The sequence below is a fragment of the Bacillus sp. FSL R5-0820 genome (genome assembly GCF_038593385.1).
In the GTDB taxonomy this organism is placed as follows: domain Bacteria; phylum Bacillota; class Bacilli; order Bacillales; family Bacillaceae; genus Bacillus; species Bacillus altitudinis.
On record NZ_CP151991.1, the window covers coordinates 759,377 to 782,070 of the forward strand.

Below are 22,694 nucleotides of genomic sequence, written 5' to 3' on the forward strand. Positions count from 1 at the left end.
ATATAGACAGTGACAGGAAATCTTCCATTGAAAGGATTGATAGTATATGACTGTACGAGCACAGAACCTCGTTCAGAACTGGTTTCCGAGTGAGGACGGAAATGCAGAAGAGCGGAAAGAACTCATTAAATTAATGGAACAGATCATTTCAGGGGTCGATGACCTGAAGGATCCGAACCGTGCTCACCTAAAAGGTGAAAAGAATCGTGAGGAGGACTTTTACAAAAAGCTCACTGAAACAAGTCAAATTCCGATGAACGGACAACAAGCGGAACTTGTGAATGAAGAATTACTGAAGCTTTTACATAATCATCCATACCACACGAAGTATTTCTTCACGAACATTTTGCCAATGGCAAGTACACCAGGAATTCTAGGCATGCTGACGGCTATGCTGGTTAACGGAAACAACCTATGGGATGTGTATGGACCAGCAGGCGCAGAAGCTGAGGTCAGAGTGGTCTCAATGATGTCTAAGCTCATCGGATATGATCCAAATGTGAGCGGGGGCTACACAACATGGGGAGGTCAAGGGGCTATTTTCTCGGGGCTTCGTTTAGCAATTTCGAAAGTTGCACCGGAGTCATTACGAAAAGGTGTCCCGCAAAATCTTTATGCGTTTTGTTCTGATGCAGCACATTACAGCTTATTTAAGTCAATGGAAGCAACAGGGCTTGGCACAGACAACTTAATCAGAATTAAGACGAATAAAGATCATTCGATGGATATGGAAGATTTGCGTTGTCAAATGGAACGTGTTGCCCAAAATGGCGGAATTCCCGTTTATATTGTGGCAACAACCGGAACAACAGATGCCATTGCAATTGATGATGTAAAAGGGGTACGTGAAACGGCAGAAGCCATTGCTGAGGAGTATGGTCTCAAGGTGCCGCATATTCATGCGGATTCGGCGCTTGGTGGATTCTTTGCTTTCTTTAATGAGTATGATGTATCTGAAAACCCGCTGCAATTCTCAGACGGTGTTCTTCGTATGCTAAAAGAAATCAAAGCGAAATTCCAGCATCTTTCTCTTGCTGACACGATGTGCTTTGACTTTCAAAAGCTCGGACAAACACCGTACACATCTAGTTTATTCTTGGTGAAAAACGCTGCTGACTTAAAGCGCTTGGACCTAGAAGAACAAGAAACACCATACGTTGGACATAGAGGATACGGGGAATACCATACCGGTTATACACTGGAATGCTCAAGAATGGGAAGCTCCATCAGCATGCTAAGTGTGCTGCTAACGTTTGGAATTGAAGGATACCAGCGCTTGCTCGGTCAATTTTTAGAGGTGAACCTTGCATTTAGAGAAGCACTTCGTCAGGAAATTCCACAAGCAGAAGTCGTCAATGATGACAATGTCGGAATGGCTACATTGTTTAGAATTTACCTAGACGGCTCTCCTCGTTTTAAGGAAGAAGTGTCTGGAGAAGCAACTGCTATGGAAATTGAGCGCAACAATGATTTGAACAAAATCCTCTTTGAAAAGCTTGGAGAGAAAAGAGACGAAATGTTCTTTGGCGATACAACGAAGTTTTTACAAGTCAATGCCAAAGAAGGTCAAGAATTCTATCTAAGTGTGAGTAAATTTTTTGTGATTTCACCTTATACGTTACCGGAGCATATCCCTCATATCGTATCTTATTTAAAAGATGTGATTGCATCTGTTTGTGGACAATTTGAAAGTGTAGAGGCTTAAATTAAAATTGAGAGTGGAGATGTAGAAAAAAATGGCGAAACAAAGGAAGTTTGGAGGACTTACGATATCCTCCAAAATCATGTCAGTCGTTGTCGTAACATTACTCGCAACCGTTGCATTATTCGTTCTAACATTTTATTTAGTTAGCCAGGATTTATCTTCCCAATTATTAAAGCAATTTGATTATCGATTAACAACAGATATTGATACAGCGAAAAAAGAAATCGATCAAATTGATGGAAATGTCCTTAGCATTAGCGGGAAGGATGATCCTATTTATGTGGAGATCAAAAAGAAATTCACAGAACTACAAAAAGATCATACGCTTGAGAACTTATACGTGTTATCAAATAAGGGCGGCAAAGAAAGAATCATCGTACTAACAGGGGAAGACAATGATTTTGATCAAGATTATGTCTTTTCAGATGAAATGAAACAAGCTCTTTCTGAAGATAAAATGGTCAAAAGTGACATTTACGTTGATTCGTATGGGACTCATAAATCCGTCTTTTTACCAATTAAAGATTCAGGCGGTGAACTCACGGGGATTTTAGGAATTGACTTAGATGCGTCTGTTGTTCCAGCAACAACGAAAAAGTTGACAATTTATATCACAGTAGCATCTGCGATTGTGCTCATCGGTGGATTACTCTTCTCATTCTTCATGGGAAGAAGAATTGCAAAACCAGCACGTTCATTAATGGAATCAGCAGATCGAATTGCAGATGGTGATTTAACTGGCATGGTAGAAGTTCAAAGTAAAGATGAGATCGGTCAATTAGCAGCTTCCTTCCAGAAAATGCAGGGACGGATCAAAGAGCTTATTGGAAAGATCTCAAACTCATCAAGTGAAGTGTCGAAAATGTCTTCACAGCTTCGCACAGTGACAACAGAATCTAGTCAAAGTGCACAACAAGTGTCAGAAGCGATGACGAATATGAGTGAAGGAATCAATGATTCAGTCACAAACATTACAGACTGCACAACATCTGTTGCGGAAATCGATACTCAAATCGAAGGCGTGACAAAAGAAGTGGATGAAATGAAATCTGTTTCATCAGAAGTACAAGAGCAGTCAGAATCTGGTCAAAAATTAGTGCAGCATGTGCTTGAACATCTCAACATGTTACACGACATGATGACAAGCTCAAAGCAGGCGGCAGAAGAATTGCAATCACATTCAACAGAAATTGAAAGTGTCATCTCCATTATTACGGACATTTCAGCGCAAACGAATCTGCTTGCACTGAATGCTTCTATTGAAGCCGCCCGTGTAGGAGAAGAAGGAAAAGGATTTGCTGTTGTGGCTGATGAAGTCCGTAAGTTAGCTGAACAGTCAGCTGATGCAGCTAAAACGGTCTCAGACTTAGTCATTGGCACACAGGAAAATAGTCAGCGTGTCCTTGAAAGCGTGGAGGAAAGCAGTAAAGCTGTGGAAGAAGGCCGTGAGCAAATGAAAGGCACCTCGCAGAACTTCGCTGGTATTTATGATGGAGTGTCTCAATTTGCAAGCAGAACGAACAATTTGCTTCAATCTATTAAGCAGGTAGAACGAGCATATCAAACAATTTCTACATCGATTGAACAAATTTCGGTCGTGTCAGAAGAACATGCGGCAAGCTCTCAAGAAGTAGCGGCAGCAACAGAACAACAAAGTGCTGGCATGCAGCAAATTTCAAGTGCGATTGAACAGCTCTCTGACATGTCAGAGGACTTGGCACAAATGGTATCTACTTTTAAAATCGACAAAAAATAACGAGAAAGCTGGCTCTTGTGAGAGAGTCAGCTTTTTTGCTATGCTTAACCAAAATAACAGACGATCTGAAAGGAGACGTGTCATGGATTTTGCGCAGAGATTGTCAGAAGAACGGATCAAAAAGGCGATGGACCATGGAGCTTTTGAAGGACTAGCAGGTTTTGGGAAACCTCTGCCAAAGGATGATGCTGCTCATGTACCAGAAGAACTGAGGATGGCCTATCGAATCATGAAAAATGCTGGCTTTGCCGGGGAAGAAACCGCTTTGAATAAAGAACTAATGACGGTCAAAGAGTTACTGAAAACGAGTATAGATGGAGAAGAAAGAAAAAAACTCTCTCTCGTATGTGAGGAAAAACAAAAACGCCTCGATGAACTCACATCCAAGCGCCAAACATTTGCTTGTCCAGCCTCCTCCTTTTATAAGAATAGGGTCTATGAAAAACTAACGGAGCATAAAAAAAGATGATGACACGCTGCCTCTCTGAGCACATTGAGGGAGCTTTTTTTATGAAAGCGCTACATTTTCTTGTTGACTACATGTATATACAAATATAAAATATGAAGTGAACATGTATATACAAGTTTTGATTCTTTTTTCTTATAAAAAAACGATCTCGGAGGGGATAGCATGGCTGATTATCAGGCAGCGGCAGATCAGATTGTGAAAGCCATTGGAGGCAAAGAAAACATTGATCAAGCCACACATTGTGTGACAAGACTTCGTTTTGTGCTAAAAGATGAAGGTAAGGTGGATGAGAAAGCACTAGAACAAATTGATGAAGTGAAGGGATCTTTCTCAGCGAATGGCCAATACCAAGTGGTCATTGGTCAAGGAGTGGTGAATCGGGTTTATGCCGAAATGGTCAAACAGACGGGAATCGGCGAAGCGACAAAAGAGGACGTCAAGCGTGCCTCTGATCAGAAATTAAACCCACTTCAGCGTGCGGTGAAAACGCTTGCAGATATCTTTATTCCAATCCTTCCAGCTATCGTGACAGCCGGTTTATTGATGGGGATTAATAATATTTTAACAGCTCCTGATATTTTCTTTGATCAAAAATCCATTGTGGATGTGTATCCGGCTTGGGCGGATTTAGCAAATATGATCAACTTGATTGCAGGCACTGCCTTTACCTTTTTGCCAGCATTAATCGGCTGGTCGGCTGTCAAGCGGTTTGGAGGAAATCCGCTTTTAGGGATGGTCCTCGGACTGATGCTTGTACATCCAGATCTGTTGAATGCGTGGGGGTATGGAGCGGCGGAAAAGACAGGTGACATACCTGTATGGAATTTGTTTGGACTTGAAGTACAAAAGGTAGGTTACCAAGGACAGGTTCTTCCGATACTCGTTGCCTCCTATTTACTTGCAAAGCTCGAATTATTTATAACAAAAAGGACACCTGAAAGTATTCAGCTGTTAGTTGTTGCACCAATTACATTACTACTCATTGGATTTTTATCATTTATCGTCATTGGTCCCGTTACATTTGCGATCGGAAACGTATTAACATCTGGACTCGTCACTGTATTCCAGCAATTCGCAGCACTTGGTGGTCTTTTATATGGCGGATTGTATGCAGCGTTAGTCATTACAGGCATGCACCATACGTTCCTAGCAGTCGATATTCAGCTGATTAACTCAAAACTGCACGGCACGTTCCTATGGCCAATGCTCGCGCTATCTAATATTGCTCAAGGGTCGGCGGCACTTGCGATGATGTTTGTCTTAAAAGATGAAAAGCAAAAAGGGCTCTCGCTGACATCAAGTATTTCTGCTTACTTGGGCATTACTGAACCGGCGATGTTTGGGGTGAACTTGCGCTATAGATTCCCGTTTATTTTTGCCCTGATCAGTTCAGGGATAGCTGGTATGTTTATTGCCTCACAAGGGGTACTGGCAAGTTCAGTCGGCGTTGGAGGCATTCCAGGAATCTTCTCGATCATTCCGAAATATTGGGGTGCATTTGCCATCGGAATGGTGATTGTGCTGATCGTCCCATTCATTGGTACCCTTTTATATGCAAAACTTAAGAAGAAGGATGTATCACAAGAACTTAACTAGTGGTGGTGAAGGAAATTGAATCAACAAACAAACGAACCGTGGTGGAAAAAATCCGTGGTCTATCAAATCTATCCGAAGAGCTTTTTAGACACAACAGGCTCTGGTACAGGTGATATCAATGGCGTGACGAAAAAGCTCGACTATATCAAAGAGCTAGGGGCGGATTGTATTTGGCTGACCCCAATGTATGAGTCACCACAGCATGACAATGGTTATGATATTAGTGATTATACAAAAATACATGACATGTACGGCACAATGGCTGATTTTGAACACATGCTGAAAGAAGCACATGAACGAGGGATCCGTGTCATCATGGATCTAGCCGTGAACCATACGTCGATTTTCCATGAGTGGTTTCAAGCCTCCCGAGAGTCGAAGGAGAACCCGTATCGAGACTATTATATTTGGAAGGAGCCGAAAGCGGACGGCTCTCCTCCGAATGACTGGCAGTCAAAGTTTGGCGGGCCAGCGTGGGAATTAGATAAAGCGACAGGTGACTATTATCTTCATTTATATGATGTTACCCAGGCAGACCTCAATTGGGAACATGATGAAGTGCGCAGGAAAGTATATGACATCATGCACTTTTGGTTTGAAAAAGGGATCGATGGATTCAGACTGGATGTCATCAATAACATTTCAAAGGATCAACGCTTTTTAGATGATGCCGGGCAATCAGTGCAAGGTGACGGGCGTATGTACTATACAGATGGGCCGAGAATTCATGAATTCTTGCATGAAATGAACCAGGAAGTGTTTTCGAAATACGATAGCATGACCGTGGGGGAAATGTCTTCAACGAATATTGCAGACTGCATTCGGTATACAAGACCTGATCGGCAGGAGCTGGATATGACGTTTAATTTTCATCATTTAAAAGTTGACTATCCTAACGGTGAAAAGTGGGCCATTGCGCCATTTGATTTTCTAGAGTTGAAATCAATTCTGTCAGAATGGCAGACGAAAATGCATGAGGGCGGCGGCTGGAACGCACTATTTTGGTGCAACCATGATCAGCCACGCATCGTGTCTAGATACGGTGATGATGGCACGTACCATCAGCAATCAGCGAAGATGCTGGCGACCACCATTCATTTGATGCAAGGCACTCCTTATATTTATCAAGGTGAAGAAATTGGGATGAAGAATCCTCGTTTTGAGGACATTTCGTCATACCGCGATATCGAATCACTCAATATGTACGAAGTCATGCTTGAAAAAGGGAAAACAAAGGAAGAAGCTTTGGCGATTTTACAGGTCAAATCAAGAGATAACGCAAGGACACCTATGCAATGGACGTCGGAAAAAAATGTGGGGTTCTCAAAAGGTACGCCTTGGATTGAACCAGCTCAAAACGGCATTTCAGTAGAAGCTGCCTTAAAAGATGAGACGTCGATTTTTTATCATTATCAAGCCCTTTGTAGGCTTCGTAAGGAACTTGATGTAATCACCTATGGAAGCTTTACTTTACTGCTTTCAGATGATCCAAAGGTGTTTGCATATGTCCGAGAAGGCAAAGATGAGAAGATTCTCGTGATCAACCATTTTTATGCAGGCGAGACGGACTTTACACTTCCAGATGAGCTTGCAAAGGATGTCAATGAAATGGAAGGGCAAGTCTTGCTGTCCAATTATGAGGATGTGCCGGCAGATATCAAGGGATTTACGTTGCGTCCATATGAGTCAATCGTTTATCATTTAACCAAACGCTAGTAAATGGGGCGGAAGGAAAATGAAAGAGAATAAGTTTCGAGTGATTTATGATCAGCTCGCAAGACGAATTGAACAAGGTGAATGGCAGGATAAAGGCATCCTCCCATCAGAACATGAGCTGTCTGTCATGTATGACACATCCCGTGAGACGGTGAGAAAGGCATTAAACATCCTTGTGCAAAATGGCTATATCCAAAAAATTCGTGGGAAAGGCTCAGTATTGCTGAATCGAGAGAAAATGCAGTTCCCAGTTTCGGGTCTTGTCAGCTTTAAAGAGCTTTCCCAAACGCTTGGGCGAAAGACGGTAACAACGGTTCATGAGTTCGGTTTAATCAAGCCAGATCAGTATATTCAGTCACAGCTGAAAATCAGTGGGCAGGAGGACGTTTGGGAAGTCATTCGCTCTCGCAATATTAGCGGAGAAGAAGTCATTTTAGACAAAGATTACTTCTTGCAAAAACATGTGCCGTTCTTGTCTAAGGACATTTGTGAAGGATCGATCTACGAGTATATTGAAGGAGAACTTGGGGTCTCGATTAGTTATGCTCAAAAGGAATTTGTGGTCGAGCCATGTACTGAAGAAGATGAAAGGTATCTCGATTTGAACGGGTTTGATCATGTGGTAGTGGTGAAGAATTATGTGTTCTTGGAGGATACGAGTCTATTCCAATACACAGAAAGCCGCCACCGCCTAGATCGTTTCAGGTTCGTGGATTTTGCTAGAAGAGAGAAGTAGACAGGGCCGAGGCTCTGTCTATTTCAGGTTTTAGGGAAACAAGAGCAACATTCTAGGAGGACAAATGATCAGACTGAATAGACCATTAAAATTAAGAGATTTAGAAATTTTTAGCGTGATGAAAGATCACAGGATTTTATGTTATGTCATCATTGAAGACACGCGAAAACCGTTTACGGAAGAAGATAGAAAATTAGAGCCGTTATGTTATATGGATGAAGAAGACATTCAAGCGACTTTGAATGTGTTTCATCTTTCAATTATCAGTGATGAAACATTAAATGAAGAAGATTTAACCCTTGTGAAATCGTACTTTGCTGAATTTGTGAATAACACGAACTTAACGAATTTCATTACGAGAGAATATGTTCAAGAGGATTTATATGCCGTTGATGATGAAGATGATATCACGTTCTTTAATAGAATGCTGCGTCATATAGGGTCAGATGATGTGAAAGAATTTGATAACCGTCATTGGATTTATTTATCCCAAGATTGATAGTGAGATGGAAAAAGGACAGAGCCAATGCTCTGTCCTTTTCTATTAAGATGATACTTTGTCTCGTGTGCGCTTGCGCTGGTAGTAATAAAGGATACCGCCTGAGGCGAGCATGAGCAAGCCAATTAATACCGCTGTATACATCATTGTTGCGGTATTCGGCAGTGTGCCGCCTGGTAAGCTGCTTCCATCCTGATTTGGATTCGAACCGCCTGGAGCAGAAGTTCCACCGTCTCCGCCATTTTGGTCTGGAGCTGTTCCAGCCGCTTCACTTTGATTGAGTACGGTGTATTCACTAAAGTGCTCCGTTTTACCTGAGACAATCCCGTTTTCGAATGAACCGTTACTTGTTTTGGCATAGTGGTTTTTCTCACGATCGACATAATAGACACCTGGTTTTTTCGCTTTTTCAGGCGCATCTAATGTAAAGAACAGTGTGACGGGATCTTTAAAGGTAGACACATTTTTCTGATCTTGTTTGATTTGGAAATCGTAAGTGTCGGTTAATGCGTTTTTCACCTTATTTGTTTTTGCCATTGATATATCTGCTTGTTGCTCTGACAAATTGGAGAGCGGTAATGCTAGACCGACTTTGTCATGATAGATGGTGACGTTTGGATCTTGCTCTCGTTTCTTCAGTTCAGCTACTTGCCCTTTTGATAGAGACAATTGAACCTTTTTCGCTTCGGTTGCTTTGTCTAAATAGAGCAATGCTTTGTTCGTATGCTGCACATACGTTTGGAATTTCTCATCATCTTGAATGTCATAGGCGCCTTTTCCTTTCAAGCGAGGAAGGAATACTTCTTTCACTCGATGGTCGATGACTGGAGAAATATGACCGTCTGCCTGTTCAATTTGCTCTTTGAAAATTTCATAGTCAACATAGCCTAAGTCTTCACCATGAGACGCTTCTGTAAAGACGCTGTAGCCATCACCGCCTGTGCCGACAAATGCATTAGTCGCCACGCGGTATGTTTTCTGATCATCAATGTCAGTCAGATTGCCCTTTTGATCTTTCAATTTGACATCAATCAGTCTGCTGCCAGCCGGTTTACTCAGTGTAAACGTATATTCAATGCCAGCTACATGAGGGAATGCGCCTCCGCCTTCTTCAATGCCTGAAAGACCTTGTTCAAGCGCTTTTTTAATTTGACTGCCTTTTAAATCTGCGACATATAGTGTGTTTCCAAAAGGCATCACGGTTAAAATATCCCCTAATGTGATATCTCCTTTTTCAATGCTGCCTCGAATGCCACCGCCGTTTGTAATGGCAAGGTCAGCCCCAGCAGATTCTTGTGCTTTCTTTAACATGCCATCTGCAATAAAGTTTCCAAGGTTCGTTTCCTTTGCACGGACGTGTTCACGCTGTCCATCTAAGAAGACATCTGACGTCCCGACTTTTTCGGTTTTTAAATCTTGGATATCTGCTTTGTACTGATCAAGAATCGCTTTTGCGTCCGCATCTTCTTTCACAGAGTCGTCGATCGTGATGAGGTCAAAAGTAGATTCTTTTGGCTGTACGACGCCTTTTTTGTCAAAGGCCACGTCTACTTTTCCTAAAAATTGTCCGTAGTCTTTTACTTGTGCAACAATCGTTGGTTCTTTTTTATTGATGACCTTTAATTTTTCAACAAGGGTGTGGGTGTGACCACCAATGATGAGATCAATGCCATCTACTTTTTGAGCCAGCTCTAGATCACGGTTATAGCCAATATGTGTGAGCGCAATAATTTTATTGATTTTTTCTTCAGTTTGAATGGTTTTGACTGTTTCTTTTGCTTTTTTGTATGCATCTTGAAATTGAATGTTGGGACCACTGCTGGATGTAATGGCTGTGTCTTCAGTGGTGAGACCGAATACAGCGACCTTTTCACCATTTACATCAAGCAGAATGTAAGGGTAAATGCCAGCTTCTTTTTTCTCACCAGCTTTAAATGTTGCTGGTTTTTTCACTAAGTCGCTTAACTGTTTTTCCTTAGAGACATTCACGTTTGATGACACGATCGGGAAGTTCGGTTTTTCAAACTGATGACGGTTTTGAGCATCTACGCTGGATGCATCACCTGTCAGGAATTGACGAAGGACAGATGGACCTTTGTCAAATTCATGATTCCCAAACGTCATGGCATCGTATTTCATTAAGTTCATCAGTTTCAGATCGGCAAGTCCTTGCCATTTTGTGAAATAGAGATCACCAGAGAAGACATCTCCAGCGTCTAATAAAATATTGTTTTCGCTTTGGGCGCGAACTTCTTTGATCTTGGTTGCGCGTCTTGCTGCATCATCCAGATGGGCATGTGTATCGTTTGTATGCATCACCGTTAAATGCCAATTGTCTGTTGCAGGTGGTTCTGTTGTACCATCATCTTTAAACGCTAGCTTGTACACGCCAAGTCCGTCTGTGCTGGCATTCCGAATAAAGTCGACGCTGCTTGATTTCTCTGCGAACGGTTTGGCTAAAAGAGAAGATTCAAAAGTGACGGTTGCGCCTTTGATCGGTGCAATGGACCAGTTTTGATCTGCGCTTGGGTTAATGGTTTTTTGTTCAATAATATAATCCATCAGCACTTGGCGGTTCTCATCTGCTGAGGCAAGCACGACTTTATCTTGTGTGAGGTGCGGGAAGCCTCCGCCGCCAGATGCACGGTAGTTGTTTGTCACGACTAAAAATTCTTGATTGTCAGAAACGGGTTTTCCGTTGTAAGACAAGTTTTTGATGCGGTTCGCACTAGCGTTAACAAGTGTGCCCGTTGTGCTGTATTTAGCAGGCTGTGTGACATCTACTTGGTACGTCACACCATCGATTACATCAAAATTATATGAGCGGTATTCTTCGTTTAAAATAGGCTGTTCATTTGAAGTGTTTGGTTTGATTTGGTTAAACTGACCAGCAGACATTTCAAGCCAGTCTTTTACTTCACTGCCTTTTAGTTTTACAATCTGTACGGTGTTATCGTAAAGATAGAGATCGCCGATGTTTTTAATCGCTAAATCACCTTTTGCGATATTTGTATAATAGTTCACACCGTTGCGTCCGCCGGCTTTAAATGGCGCACCCGCAGAGAGAATCGGCAAGTTTTTGTACGAAGTATCTTTCATTTTTTCTTGTGCATACCATTTCTGGGCATCTGTCACGATTTGAATAGAAGGGTCATCCATCACTTGAGCGAAAAAGCTGTTAATGTCTGCTTCTGTTTTTCCAACTGGCTTTCTGACGTAATCTAGGGTGTTTTGGTGAGTTGTTTGAATGGCATTTTTCACTGTACTGTTTTGAGATGTCACCCCGGCAACGGATTCGATTTTGCCTGTTCCGTCTGTGACTTTCCAGTTGCTTCCGTCTGGTTCTAGCGTTAAATCAATGACCCCGAGGTAGCTTCCCCAGTTTTTTGACATGACGACAGGAATGCCATTAATGGTTCCCTTTGCGACATCAAATTTGTCAACGCCGCTATATTCAGCGCTTGGGAATGTGCCATGCTGGTGGCCAGACACAATCGCATCAATGCCTTTTGTTTTCGTGGCAAGGTCAAAGATCATATTTTCTGATCCTTTAGGTGAAGCTGTTTTTTCAATTCCTGTATGAGCAAGAGCGACGATGACATCTGCGCCTTTTGCTTTCATTTCTGGAATGGTTTCATTGGCAGACTCCACAATATCTTGCACTTGAACTTGTCCATCTAAATGTTTCTTATCCCACGTCATAATTTGTGGTGGTACGAATCCTATGTAACCGACTTTCACAGTTTGGGAGGCTCCGTTTGCATCTTTAAAGGTTTTATCCTGAATGACATAAGGAGTAAATCGGTGTTCTCCGTTTAACTTTTTGACGTTCGCATTGACAATCGGGAAGTTGGCGCCCGCAATGGTACCGTCAAGAAAAGATAAACCGTAGTTAAATTCATGATTGCCGAGTGTACCTGCATCATATTTTAATTTGTTGAGTGTATGAATAATGGGGTGAACCTTTGTTTGATTGATGATGCTGTCTTTTTCATTTTTATAAACGTATTCTCCAAGAGGGGTTCCTTGAATCAGGTCTCCGTTATCAACAAGGAGTGTATTGGGATTTTGTGAACGGTGCTTGTCAATCAGCTCGGCTGTTTTTGCCAAACCGAATTCATTTGTTTCTTTGTCACTGTAGTAATCATAATTCATCATGTTCGCATGAACATCCGTTGTGGCTAAGATACTGACCTTTACGGCACTGCCGCTTTCTGTTTCTGCATGAGTAGGTACTGCTGGGAGAATGAGACTAATCAACATAATGGAAGTGAGCAGAATAGACAGGTTTTTCCTTCGTTTAGACCTATGTGCTTGCTTCTTCACCTGATCTCCGCCTTTCTAATTTTTTTGACCACAATACCTATTGTAGAAATGTTTCGTTAACTTTTGTAGTTATTTTTTGCAGATTATTGTAAAGATAACATAAATCATACGAATTACCTTGTTAAGGGAATGTGAATGAGTCTAAATGCTTATTTTTATGAAAGGGGGTTTTCTCATAGGGATAGGATGTTTGATTTCAATTGGTGGGGGTATAGTGTGTAGTGTAAACGATAATCAAGCAGGAGGGTTTCTACATGGGTAAGAAAATTGCAGTTGTCTTAACAGATTACTTTGAGGATGTTGAATTCACCGAGCCTGCAAAAGCCTTTAAAGACGCAGGCCATGAGATCACAGTCATTGAAAACGAAAAAGGAAAAACAGTGAAAGGAAAGCAAGGAGAGGCAGAAGTAAGAGTCGATGCGTCTATCGATAACGTGAAACCAGAAGACTTCGATGCACTTCTGATTCCTGGCGGCTTCTCACCAGACATTCTGCGTGCGGATGATCGCTACGTGCAATTCACAAAAGCCTTTATGGACGAGAAAAAACCAGTATTTGCGATCTGTCATGGACCGCAATTGCTTATTACAGCGAAGACGCTGGAAGGAAGAGGCGCGACCGGCTATACATCCATTCAAGTAGATATGGAAAACGCAGGCGCCAAATTCAAAGATGAAGAAGTTGTCGTTTGTCAGGATCAGCTTGTCACAAGCCGTACACCTGATGACATTCCAGCATTTAACCGTGAATCATTAAAACTGCTCGCAAAATAAGTAGTTTTGACAGGATAAACAAAGCCAGCACCTTGCGAGGTGCTGGCTTTTTCTGTGCATGGATGTAAGAAAGCGGCGTCAACCGCAATTCAGTATCAGGTGCACGATTATTTTCTTAAGCTTTTCAGCTCGCTTGCAATGGCTTGCATTTCACTTGGGCTGAATGAAGATTTTTTCATCACTATTTGGTGAAGAAATTCAATATCTTCATACTTATCTGGACTGAAGTCTTCGGCTTTGATGACTCCAATATTCAGCATATTGAGCTTTTGCGAAATGTCTTCAATCAGCTGATTGACTTCAGCCGCTTTTTGCTGTGACAAGGGCGGCACGTCCTTTCCTGCATGTGTCGAATAATATGTCTATTTTAACAGAAAAGCAAAAGAATAAAAGGGCTATTATGACGACACTGAAATGTTTTTTTCCTTTTTCTCCTCTTTGATCTTATCAATGATTCGTTTGGATTCAAACACCACAACACCTGATAAACCGATGAGGCCAATTAAGTTTGGAATGGCCATCAGCCCATTGAGCATATCTGCTACGCCCCAGACGAAGTCATTCTTAAACACGGCACCGAAAAAGACAGCTATCACAAACACGATGCGGTAATACATGACGTACGAATCCTTCGCCAAATATGTAAAGCATTTCTCTCCATAATAGGACCAGCCAATGATGGTTGAATAGGCAAATAGGAGCAGCCCGATTGCCACGATGGTTGAGCCAGCTGGACCGAGGAAGTGAGCAAAGGATAACGAAGTCAGCGCATCACTTTTTTCTGTTAAATACATATCTGCCATGACAATGGTAATGCCAGTAATGGAACAAACAATGATTGTATCAATAAATACTTGTGTCATAGACACAAGAGCTTGCCGGGCAGGCAAATCCGTTTTGGCAGCAGCTGCGGCGATTGGTGCGGAACCAAGACCTGCTTCGTTCGAGAAGACGCCTCGTGCCACACCCCAGCGAATGACGGTTCCAATCGCACCACCTGCTACGGCTTGACCTGTAAAGGCATCTGAAAAAATCAGCCCAACTGCGCCTGGAACAAGATCAGCATTCATGACAAGAATGATCAGACCACAAATGACGTAAAATAAAGCCATGACTGGTACAAAAATAGATGTCACTCGGCCGATACTTTTAATTCCGCCTAAAATCACGAGTGCCGTAAAGGCAGTAATGATGATACCTGTTACCCATGTTGGAATTTGAAAAGTAGAATTCATGACGCCTGAGATGGAATTAGACTGTACCAGGTTGCCGATCCCAAAGGCAGCACTGGCACCGAAAACAGCAAATAGCACCCCTAGCCATTTCTGTTTTAAGCCATGCTCTAAATAATACATAGGTCCGCCAGACATTTCGCCTTTTTCGTTTTTGACCCTGTATTTCACAGCAAGAACTGCTTCTGCAAACTTGGTGGCCATTCCGAAAAATGCGGCAAACCACATCCAAAATACAGCTCCAGGACCACCTGCAATCACTGCTGAGGCAACACCGACTATATTCCCTGTACCGACAGTTGCAGCAAGAGCCGTCATTAATGCTTGGAAATGGGAGATATCTCCCTCTGATGTTTTGTCTTGTTTTGAAAAAGCGAGCTTTAAAGAATAAGGAAGTAATCTAATTTGAATGAAGAGAATGCGAAAGGTGAGGTAGATTCCAGTACCAACAATTAAAATCAACAGGGGAGGCCCCCACAAAAAATTGTTCATCGTCGTGACAAACTGCTCAATGATTCCCATCTAATGTCCCCCTTTGTTTGTGTAATTCTCCTAAAGTTTCTCCTGTTTTTGTGTAATTTGTCAATGCCGATGGAAGTTTTTCTTGCAAAGTTTCCAAAAGAAAAAGGGCTTGATATGATAGAGAAAAGGTTTTCCAAAGGGACTCTTAGGGAAAAGATAGGAGGAGAAAGAAGGATGATTCATGTATTATTTGTGTGCCTCGGCAATATTTGCAGGTCACCGATGGCAGAGGCGATGTTTAGAAAACGAGTCGAAGACGAAGGGCTGAGTGAACACTTTGTGATTGATTCAGCAGGCATTGGCGGCTGGCATCAAGGCAGTCCTCCGCATGAAGGAACACGAAAGCTGCTTGATGAAAAGGGTATCAGCTATGAAGGAATGACTGCAAGACAAATCATGGATAAGGATATCACCACATACGACTATATCATTGCGATGGATGCTGAAAATGTTGGCGCCCTCCGCAGTTTAGCCGGCTATGGAAAACATCACTTTATTGGCCGTCTTCTTGACTTTGTAGAAGACGACGATCGAGACGATGTGCCAGATCCTTATTACACTGGGAATTTTGAGGAAGTACATGATTTAATCGAAACAGGAATTGATCGTTTTTTGACGTATGTAAAAAAAGAGAAACACCTTTAACTGAAAGGAGATCAGATGAGATGGAAGAGAACAATCAAATCGTGCTTCGGGGAGCTGTTATAGGCGCAGCCTGCGGCATATTGCTGACATTATTTCATCGCCCAACAAGGATTGCATTAAAAGAAAAATGGAATGACTGCCAGCAAAAGCTGGATGAATACCGCCTGGAGCCTGGCAGGATGTCTGCTTGCGTGAAGGAAAAAATGGAAGAAACGAAGCAATTGATGAGAACGGTCTCAGATGATTTGTCTTTTCTGAATGAACAGGTGAATCAGTTAAAGGAAACAACACCAAAGGTATTAGAGATTATTGAAGAAACAAAGGATCACTTTCAAAAGAAACAGAAAGATTGATCATTGGAGATGAGGCGTATGGGTTTTGTTAAAGCGTTAATTGGACGCTTTTTGCTGCATGAAGGACCGGCAAAATCAGCTGAACTTGCGTATTTCTTTTTGCTTTCATTATTTCCGTTTCTCATCTTCGTGCTGACGCTTGTTGGTTATTTGCCGCTGACATCAAAGGATGTTCTAAGCGTCATTTCTGGTTATGCGCCAGAGGGAGCGCTTTCGATGATTGAATCCATTGCCGAAGAGACGCTGAATAACCGTAACGGCGGATTGTTGTCATTCGGGATTATTGCGGCACTCTGGTCTGCATCCAACGGCATTAATGCGGTGGTCAGAGCATTTAACCACGCTTACGAAGTTGAAGAAAATCGTTCCTTCATTCTCGTACGTTTAACATCAATCATCTTAACCATTGCGATGGTGCTTACGATTATTTTTGCCTTGATGTTGCCTGTCTTTGGAAAAGAGCTTGGTTTATTCGTTGCCAAATTAGTAGGGCAGTCAGATGCGTTTCTCACCATTTGGACCGCCATGAGATGGATTATTAGTCCACTGATTTTACTGATTGTTTTTACATCCCTATATTATTTTGCCCCCAACATCAGGCTGAAATTGAAATTTGTGCTGCCGGGGGCCATATTCGCATCTGTTGGCTGGATTCTCGTCAGCATGCTGTTCTCATTTTATGTAGGCGAATTTGCCAACTATAGTGCGATGTACGGAAGCATTGGGGGAATCATTATATTAATGATCTGGTTTTATTTAACCGGCATTATGATCATCCTCGGCGGCGAGCTCAATGCGCTTTTACATAAGCGTAAAATCGTACCAGGCAAGGTGTGAAAAAAACCGGGCATCCTAAAGAAGAACGAACTTGTTCAATCTTAATGGATGGGGGAATACCGAATGTCTAAACAATCGAAAAAAGGCGGAAGCAACACAAAACAAAACAAAGGCCATCAGCCAAAGCACAAAACAAGTGGAAGTGCGAATGGGCAAAATGGGTATCACTAGATGAAAAAACTCCTCTGCATAGGTGCAGGGGAGTTTTTAATGATTCAATTTCCGTATATAACGCTTCAGGAGAAAAGTTGCATCAGGCTTTGGCTGATAGTTTGGATCGAGCTGAAAGCCTGCTTTCATCGCAACACGTTCACTTCTGACATGCCCAACAGGACAAAAGATTTCAAATCCATCGACTTCAGGAGCAAAGGCATCTGTCATACATTTCACTGTTTTGGTCACAATACCTTTCCCTTGCGCATCTTCACCAATCCAATATCCAATATTGCCTATCCGATGCTGAAACGTCATGCGGAATACACCGATTAATTGATTGTTTAATACGATACCCGCTTCTATATCTTTTTTTTCAGCATAGGCAGTGCGGGCAGATTGAATAAATGATTGAACATCTTCTATGCGATGACAGTGATTCACCCAAGGTAGCCACTCTCCCAAGTGATCTTTATTCTGCTGGATAAGTGCAAATAATGCCTCTGCATCGGCTACTTGTAAACACGCCAATTTTAAGTCATCTGAAATGTTAAATGTAAACAAAATAGATCCTCCATTTAGTTACTTTCAACCACTGCCAGCGTCTTCCCAAATCGAACACAACAAAACACAAATAAAATCACAATGCTGACAAGGTAAAGTAAATTCATGCCCTCGAACGTCTGCACAAAGAATCCGCCAAGAACCGGACCGAGAATACTTCCTGCACTAAACGCCATCCCGCACATCAAATTCCCAGCAGGCAGCAGATGCTTTGGCAATAAGTCTGTCATATAACTGATGCCAAGTGAGAAGGTCGAACCTACAGCCATACCTGCGATAAAGAAACAGATCGCAACAGCCAAAACGGACTGAATGAAAATCCCTGCTAAAAGGAAAAAGAATGAACCGACGAGTGTCACAACTAAAATCATGCGTCGTCTGCCGAAACGGTCACTCAGCATCCCGAGAGGAAGCTGAAAAACAATACTCCCAATCGCAAACGCAGGTAAAATAAACGCAACAGCATCTATCGTCACCCCGCTTCTCAGCGCATACACAGGGAAGTTACTATTGAGCGTCGTTTCTAAAAAGCCATAGCAAAACGGCATCATAAACGCTACCCAGCCAAATTGAAACGCCTTCTTGAAGCGCTTCAAACTATTTGTCTGCTCTGACGTCTGCATTTCACCTGTATCAGGATATGTATTTTTTAAAACAAACACAAGCAGCCAAATACACAAACTAACTGCACCAGACACAATAAACGGCAAGGATGGATTGATTTCAATGAGTGGTGTTAAAAAAGGGCCAGCGGCAAAACCGAGTCCAAAGGATAACCCATACAATGAAATATTTCGCCCGCGATTTCTAGATGAAGAGGCATAGGTTACCCACGTCTGTGTGGAGAAATGAAGCATATGATCACCGATGCCGATCATCAGCCGCAAGAAGAACCAGACGACATAAGATTCAATAAAGACAAAACTAAATAAACTTAAAAAGACAGCAGCGCCCCCAATGACGATCAATGGTTTAAATCCGAAGCGGCGCAGCGGCGCTTCCATAAAAGGAGACGCAAGCAGCACGCCGAGATATAAGCCGGTGGCATGCAGTCCGTTTAACGTCGGGGAAGTGCCGGCATGTTCGAAAATAATCGAAATAACTGGCAGTAACGCTCCCTGCGAAAAACCAGATACGGATACAAGTAAAATTAAAATCATAAAATGAATTCTCGACATAAGAAGCTCCTTACAAGTTCATGCTTTCATCGTACAATGGAACCATAGGGGTTTCAATAGAAAGGTGGAAAAGGAATGAAGCTGATATACGAAAATGATCGGTGGGTCGCAAATGCTGATCATAGGCAGCTGCCTATTTCGGGAAATGAAGAAGCGGGATACAGGCCGTATCAATTGTTCACCTCGGCTATTGCGGGCTGTTTTGGAGAAATGGTCATTCATGTATGTCGGAAAAAACGAATATCCTATCAAGGGCTGACCATTACACCTGAAACGACAAGAGAAGGAACTGTAAACAAAATCACTCATATTCATTTACATATGATCTTTGAAAGCATCAGCACCTCTGATGAACAGCTGGAAAAAGTAATGAAACTTGCGTTAAAGCATTGCTCCATGGTGCAATCCGTGAAAGGAACGATTGATATCACCCTTTCACACGAACGAATCTAAATGTATATGATGCCGGCACTCACGAAAGAATAACAGTCAGATATGATGTAAAGGAGATTGGCTGTATGAATCGTTTGTTTCTTGTGATTGTCGCAATCGGTGTTCCATTATCTGTAATTGGCAGTTTTCTTCATTTTCCGCAGGCTGTCATGTTTGCCGTCTATTGTATCGCCATCATCGGTCTTGCAAGTTTTATGGGAAGAGCGACAGAGAGTCTTGCCATTATAGCGGGACCAAGAATTGGTGGGTTATTAAACGCTACTTTTGGAAATGCAGTGGAATTAATCATTTCATTTTTTGCATTAAAACAAGGACTCACCGCTATTGTCCTTGCTTCACTCACTGGCTCAGTGATCGGCAATTTACTGCTCGTGGCTGGACTGTCTTTTTTCGTTGGCGGATTGAAATTTAAACGACAAGAGTTCAATGTCCACGATGCAAGGCATAACTCTGGGCTTCTTATGTTTGCGATTATTGTGGCATTTGTCATTCCAGAAGTCTTTTCCATAGGGATGGCAGAAAATCGTCAATTTGTTTTAAGTATCGGCATTAGCATCGTGATGATTTTGCTTTATGTCGCAGCACTCTATTTCAAACTGGTCAGCCACAGGGGTGTGTATGTTGCCAAGCAGGAAATTGCGGAAGGGGAAGCAGCGACGGAAGAAGAAACACCAGAATGGTCTGGGAAGTTTGCCACGGCGATTTTACTCCTTGCGACAATTGCTGTGGCGTATATTTCAGAGCGGCTCGTCCATACATTTGACACAGTCGGAGAACAGTTTGGCTGGAGTGAGCTGTTTATCGGGGTCATCATTGTTGCGATTGTCGGTAATGCAGCAGAACACGCATCTGCCGTCATCATGGCGTATAAAAACAAAATGGATGTCGCGGTCGAAATTGCTTTCGGTTCTACGCTTCAAGTCGCCATGATGGTCGCACCGATCCTTGTGATCAGCTCTCTGTTTTTTGAAAAGCAAATGCCACTGATCTTCTCATTACCAGAGCTCATTGCCATGGCATCCTCTGTATTACTAACGGTCATCCTCTCAAATGATGGGGATACGAACTGGTTTGAAGGTGCTACATTGCTCGCTGCCTATTTCATTATTTCGATTGGATTTTTCCTTTTATAATCTTTTGTGGATAAGGGACGTCTTTCGGGAAAATACTATGGAAAAATGAATGAGAAAGAGTGATGATATGAAAAAGATGCCCCGCATCATGTTTGTTGTTCTCTTAACCTTAAGTTTTCTATACAGCTTTCCAGCCGAGGCAGCAAAGCCGTTTAAGGTGCCATCGTCTGTCGCCAGTATCTCAAAGGAAAATACGTATCCAAATGCTTCACAAGATCAACCGCTGCTACAGCCAAGCGAGCTGACGGCCGAATTATTTAAAACAACAAGTGTACCAATTGAAAATACACATTTAATTAAAATGCTGAATGAATCCAGTATCTCAGGTACACCGCTAGCAGTTGGCTACAGGGCAACGATTTTTCTTGGAAGATGGGCACTCAGCTATGATTCAAACGAAACCGTCGCCAATTGGGAATACAAAAAAGTGAACACGAATCACATTGATAATAGAGGCGGAAACAAAACAGCCATCGGCAAATATGTGCAAAAGCAACAAGTAAAAGTAAGTGGAGGGCTCACAGCAAAAGTACCAAACCCAGAAGATGTGAAAACATTGATGATGCAAAAAGCCATCCAAAAAACAAAACTTCCGCTCGCCTTCGACACAGTGATTGGTGCAGGAACAAAGCGAGATCAGTCCTACCACGTATCTCCGAAAAAAGCAGCAACCCTGCATGCATACGCTCCAGCGATTAACGAAAAAGGAAAGGTTACTTACGGAGAAGTGTATCTTGTGCTCAAGGGAAATAAACGCAAACTTGTCGTGAAAAATGTGACCTCACAAGGAATCGGCGCTTGGATTCCTGTTCAAGATCACCTGACGTTTGGGTTTCAAGGGATGAATTAAAAACAGTCATCTCCTCTTACCAAGGGGAGATGACTGTTTTTTGATTAAGATGTCCTATCTTTTTTCTTTTTCATTTCATGAATGTAAAAATCAAAGGCGTTATATAAAAACCATACAAAGAAAAGAAAGAGAAAGACTTTAGTGAATATCGTCAAATTGTTGAAAATTAAGCATAGGCCAATAAAAGGGAGGATCATAAAGCCATAATACGAAAACCACCATGTTTTAAAAATGAAACTCAGCTCCTTGGTTATTTGTGGAAACGACTCTTTCTTCATATTACATGGTCTTGAGTAGAACGTAAACCTTACCTAGACAATAAAAAAGCCAACGCAGAAGTTGAATGAATCCAACAACTACGATGGCTTAGCTGATTATTCCCCTAAATCCACATTATGATAAACCTGCTGCACGTCTTCAAGCTCTTCTAATACATCGATGAGTTTTTCAAATTGTGCTTTCGATTCATCATCTAATGTCACTTCGTTTTGAGGCAGCATTGTGATTTCGGCTACAGTAAATTCTTCTACGCCTGCCTGTTTGAACGCTTCTTGAACTTGATGGAATTGATCTGGTTCAGCGTAGACGATCACCGTATCATCTTCTTCCATAATGTCACGTACATCAATGTCTGCTTCCATTAAAAGTTCAAGCGTTTCTTCTTCACTTTTCCCCTCGACACCGATCACCGCTGTTTGGTCAAACATGTAAGCAACAGATCCACTGACGCCCATATTTCCGCCGTTTTTCCCAAATGCTGCACGAACATCAGACGCTGTGCGGTTGACGTTATTGGTCAGGGCATCAACAATCACCATAGATCCGTTTGGACCAAATCCTTCGTAACGCAGCTCATCGAAGTTCTCTTCTGCGCCGCCTTTTGCTTTTTCAATCGCACGGTCCACAATGTGTTTTGGGACACTATATGTTTTTGCACGTTCTAGGACAAAACGAAGTGCTTGGTTTGATTCTGGATTTGGCTCACCTTGCTTGGCAGCCACATAGATTTCACGCCCGAATTTTGCGTAAATACGACTTGTATTGGCATCCTTTGATGCTTTCTTTTCTTTAATGTTGTTCCATTTACGACCCATCTTATTCACTCTCTTTCACTTAGTAAATACACAGTATGAGGGTCCCCATGCTGCATGAAATCAATCTGCTTTCTATTATACATGAATCAGTCAAGAGGATAGAA

General features: G+C 42.2%; 20 protein-coding genes. 14 read left to right on the top strand and 6 right to left on the bottom strand.

The features are described from left to right. Positions 1 to 46: 46 nt before the first annotated feature. The 7 genes from NST15_RS03800 (at position 47) to NST15_RS03830 (ending at position 8,477) form a co-directional block, all read left to right on the top strand. Positions 47 to 1,705: a pyridoxal-dependent decarboxylase gene (locus tag NST15_RS03800; RefSeq protein ID WP_008341763.1), complete on the top strand. Its 1,659-nt coding sequence runs from the start codon at positions 47 to 49 to the stop codon at positions 1,703 to 1,705. A 31-nt stretch (positions 1,706 to 1,736) separates the two neighbouring features. Further along, the gene (locus tag NST15_RS03805) at positions 1,737 to 3,461 is read left to right on the top strand and encodes a methyl-accepting chemotaxis protein (RefSeq protein ID WP_342498871.1); all 1,725 of its coding nucleotides are present in this window, start codon (positions 1,737 to 1,739) and stop codon (positions 3,459 to 3,461) included. A gap of 82 nt (positions 3,462 to 3,543) precedes the next feature. Then, positions 3,544 to 3,930, top strand: coding sequence for a DUF1992 domain-containing protein (locus NST15_RS03810; RefSeq protein ID WP_342498872.1), 387 nt, complete (start codon positions 3,544 to 3,546; stop codon positions 3,928 to 3,930). 162 nt (positions 3,931 to 4,092) lie between these two features. Continuing rightward, positions 4,093 to 5,526 (top strand): PTS system trehalose-specific EIIBC component, encoded by a 1,434-nt coding sequence (gene treP, locus NST15_RS03815; protein WP_017358785.1) that lies wholly within the window; start codon positions 4,093 to 4,095, stop codon positions 5,524 to 5,526. Positions 5,527 to 5,541: 15 nt separating this feature from the next. Next, the gene (gene treC, locus NST15_RS03820) at positions 5,542 to 7,242 is read left to right on the top strand and encodes an alpha,alpha-phosphotrehalase (RefSeq protein WP_108611414.1); all 1,701 of its coding nucleotides are present in this window, start codon (positions 5,542 to 5,544) and stop codon (positions 7,240 to 7,242) included. Between the two features lie 19 nt (positions 7,243 to 7,261). Continuing rightward, entirely contained in the window at positions 7,262 to 7,978 is a 717-nt protein-coding gene (treR, locus tag NST15_RS03825) for a trehalose operon repressor (protein WP_017358787.1), read from the top strand. A gap of 64 nt (positions 7,979 to 8,042) precedes the next feature. Beyond that, positions 8,043 to 8,477, top strand: coding sequence for a terpene synthase (locus NST15_RS03830; RefSeq protein WP_342498873.1), 435 nt, complete (start codon positions 8,043 to 8,045; stop codon positions 8,475 to 8,477). 45 nt (positions 8,478 to 8,522) lie between these two features. Here the strand turns inward: NST15_RS03830 and NST15_RS03835 are convergent, their stop codons facing one another. Then, positions 8,523 to 12,803, bottom strand: a complete 4,281-nt coding sequence (locus tag NST15_RS03835; protein ID WP_342498874.1) for a multifunctional 2',3'-cyclic-nucleotide 2'-phosphodiesterase/3'-nucleotidase/5'-nucleotidase — start codon at positions 12,801 to 12,803, stop codon at positions 8,523 to 8,525. A 254-nt stretch (positions 12,804 to 13,057) separates the two neighbouring features. Here NST15_RS03835 and NST15_RS03840 point away from each other — a divergent pair, with 254 nt between their 5' ends. Then, positions 13,058 to 13,576, top strand: a complete 519-nt coding sequence (locus NST15_RS03840) for a type 1 glutamine amidotransferase domain-containing protein (protein WP_007496591.1) — start codon at positions 13,058 to 13,060, stop codon at positions 13,574 to 13,576. A gap of 107 nt (positions 13,577 to 13,683) precedes the next feature. Here NST15_RS03840 and NST15_RS03845 read toward each other — a convergent pair whose 3' ends face one another. Together NST15_RS03845 and NST15_RS03850 are read right to left on the bottom strand one after the other, a co-directional pair. Further along, positions 13,684 to 13,899 (bottom strand): DUF1128 domain-containing protein, encoded by a 216-nt coding sequence (locus NST15_RS03845; RefSeq protein WP_342498875.1) that lies wholly within the window; start codon positions 13,897 to 13,899, stop codon positions 13,684 to 13,686. 75 nt (positions 13,900 to 13,974) lie between these two features. Further along, positions 13,975 to 15,330, bottom strand: a complete 1,356-nt coding sequence (locus NST15_RS03850; protein WP_270108998.1) for a sodium:alanine symporter family protein — start codon at positions 15,328 to 15,330, stop codon at positions 13,975 to 13,977. Between the two features lie 174 nt (positions 15,331 to 15,504). Between NST15_RS03850 and NST15_RS03855 the strand changes: the two genes are divergently transcribed. From NST15_RS03855 to NST15_RS03865, 3 genes are read left to right on the top strand one after another with little or no spacing between them, the layout of a single operon-like run. Next, entirely contained in the window at positions 15,505 to 15,975 is a 471-nt protein-coding gene (locus NST15_RS03855; protein WP_008341755.1) for a low molecular weight protein-tyrosine-phosphatase, read from the top strand. Between the two features lie 20 nt (positions 15,976 to 15,995). Beyond that, positions 15,996 to 16,328 (top strand): hypothetical protein, encoded by a 333-nt coding sequence (locus tag NST15_RS03860; protein WP_284724983.1) that lies wholly within the window; start codon positions 15,996 to 15,998, stop codon positions 16,326 to 16,328. Between the two features lie 18 nt (positions 16,329 to 16,346). Beyond that, complete coding sequence (locus NST15_RS03865; protein ID WP_008341753.1) at positions 16,347 to 17,165, top strand: YhjD/YihY/BrkB family envelope integrity protein; 819 nt, start codon at positions 16,347 to 16,349, stop codon at positions 17,163 to 17,165. Between the two features lie 207 nt (positions 17,166 to 17,372). On the opposite strand, the gene NST15_RS03870 is transcribed toward NST15_RS03865, so the two are convergent. Together NST15_RS03870 and NST15_RS03875 are read right to left on the bottom strand one after the other, a co-directional pair. After that, on the bottom strand, positions 17,373 to 17,882 hold the full coding sequence (locus tag NST15_RS03870; protein ID WP_072367758.1) for a GNAT family N-acetyltransferase: 510 nt from the start codon (positions 17,880 to 17,882) through the stop codon (positions 17,373 to 17,375). A gap of 14 nt (positions 17,883 to 17,896) precedes the next feature. Continuing rightward, positions 17,897 to 19,060 (bottom strand): MFS transporter, encoded by a 1,164-nt coding sequence (locus NST15_RS03875; RefSeq protein WP_008341750.1) that lies wholly within the window; start codon positions 19,058 to 19,060, stop codon positions 17,897 to 17,899. A 75-nt stretch (positions 19,061 to 19,135) separates the two neighbouring features. Here NST15_RS03875 and NST15_RS03880 point away from each other — a divergent pair, with 75 nt between their 5' ends. From NST15_RS03880 to NST15_RS03890, 3 genes are all read left to right on the top strand, one after another. Further along, entirely contained in the window at positions 19,136 to 19,513 is a 378-nt protein-coding gene (locus NST15_RS03880) for an OsmC family protein (protein ID WP_039168023.1), read from the top strand. Positions 19,514 to 19,578: 65 nt separating this feature from the next. Continuing rightward, positions 19,579 to 20,646: a calcium/proton exchanger gene (gene cax / locus NST15_RS03885; RefSeq protein WP_342498876.1), complete on the top strand. Its 1,068-nt coding sequence runs from the start codon at positions 19,579 to 19,581 to the stop codon at positions 20,644 to 20,646. An 88-nt stretch (positions 20,647 to 20,734) separates the two neighbouring features. Beyond that, positions 20,735 to 21,496 carry a YfkD famly protein gene (locus NST15_RS03890; RefSeq protein ID WP_241511948.1) on the top strand — a complete coding sequence of 254 codons (762 nt, stop codon included), beginning with the start codon at positions 20,735 to 20,737 and terminating at the stop codon, positions 21,494 to 21,496. Positions 21,497 to 21,870: 374 nt separating this feature from the next. On the opposite strand, the gene NST15_RS03895 is transcribed toward NST15_RS03890, so the two are convergent. Beyond that, positions 21,871 to 22,590, bottom strand: a complete 720-nt coding sequence (locus tag NST15_RS03895) for a YebC/PmpR family DNA-binding transcriptional regulator (protein ID WP_007496614.1) — start codon at positions 22,588 to 22,590, stop codon at positions 21,871 to 21,873. Between the last annotated feature and the right edge of the window lie 104 nt (positions 22,591 to 22,694).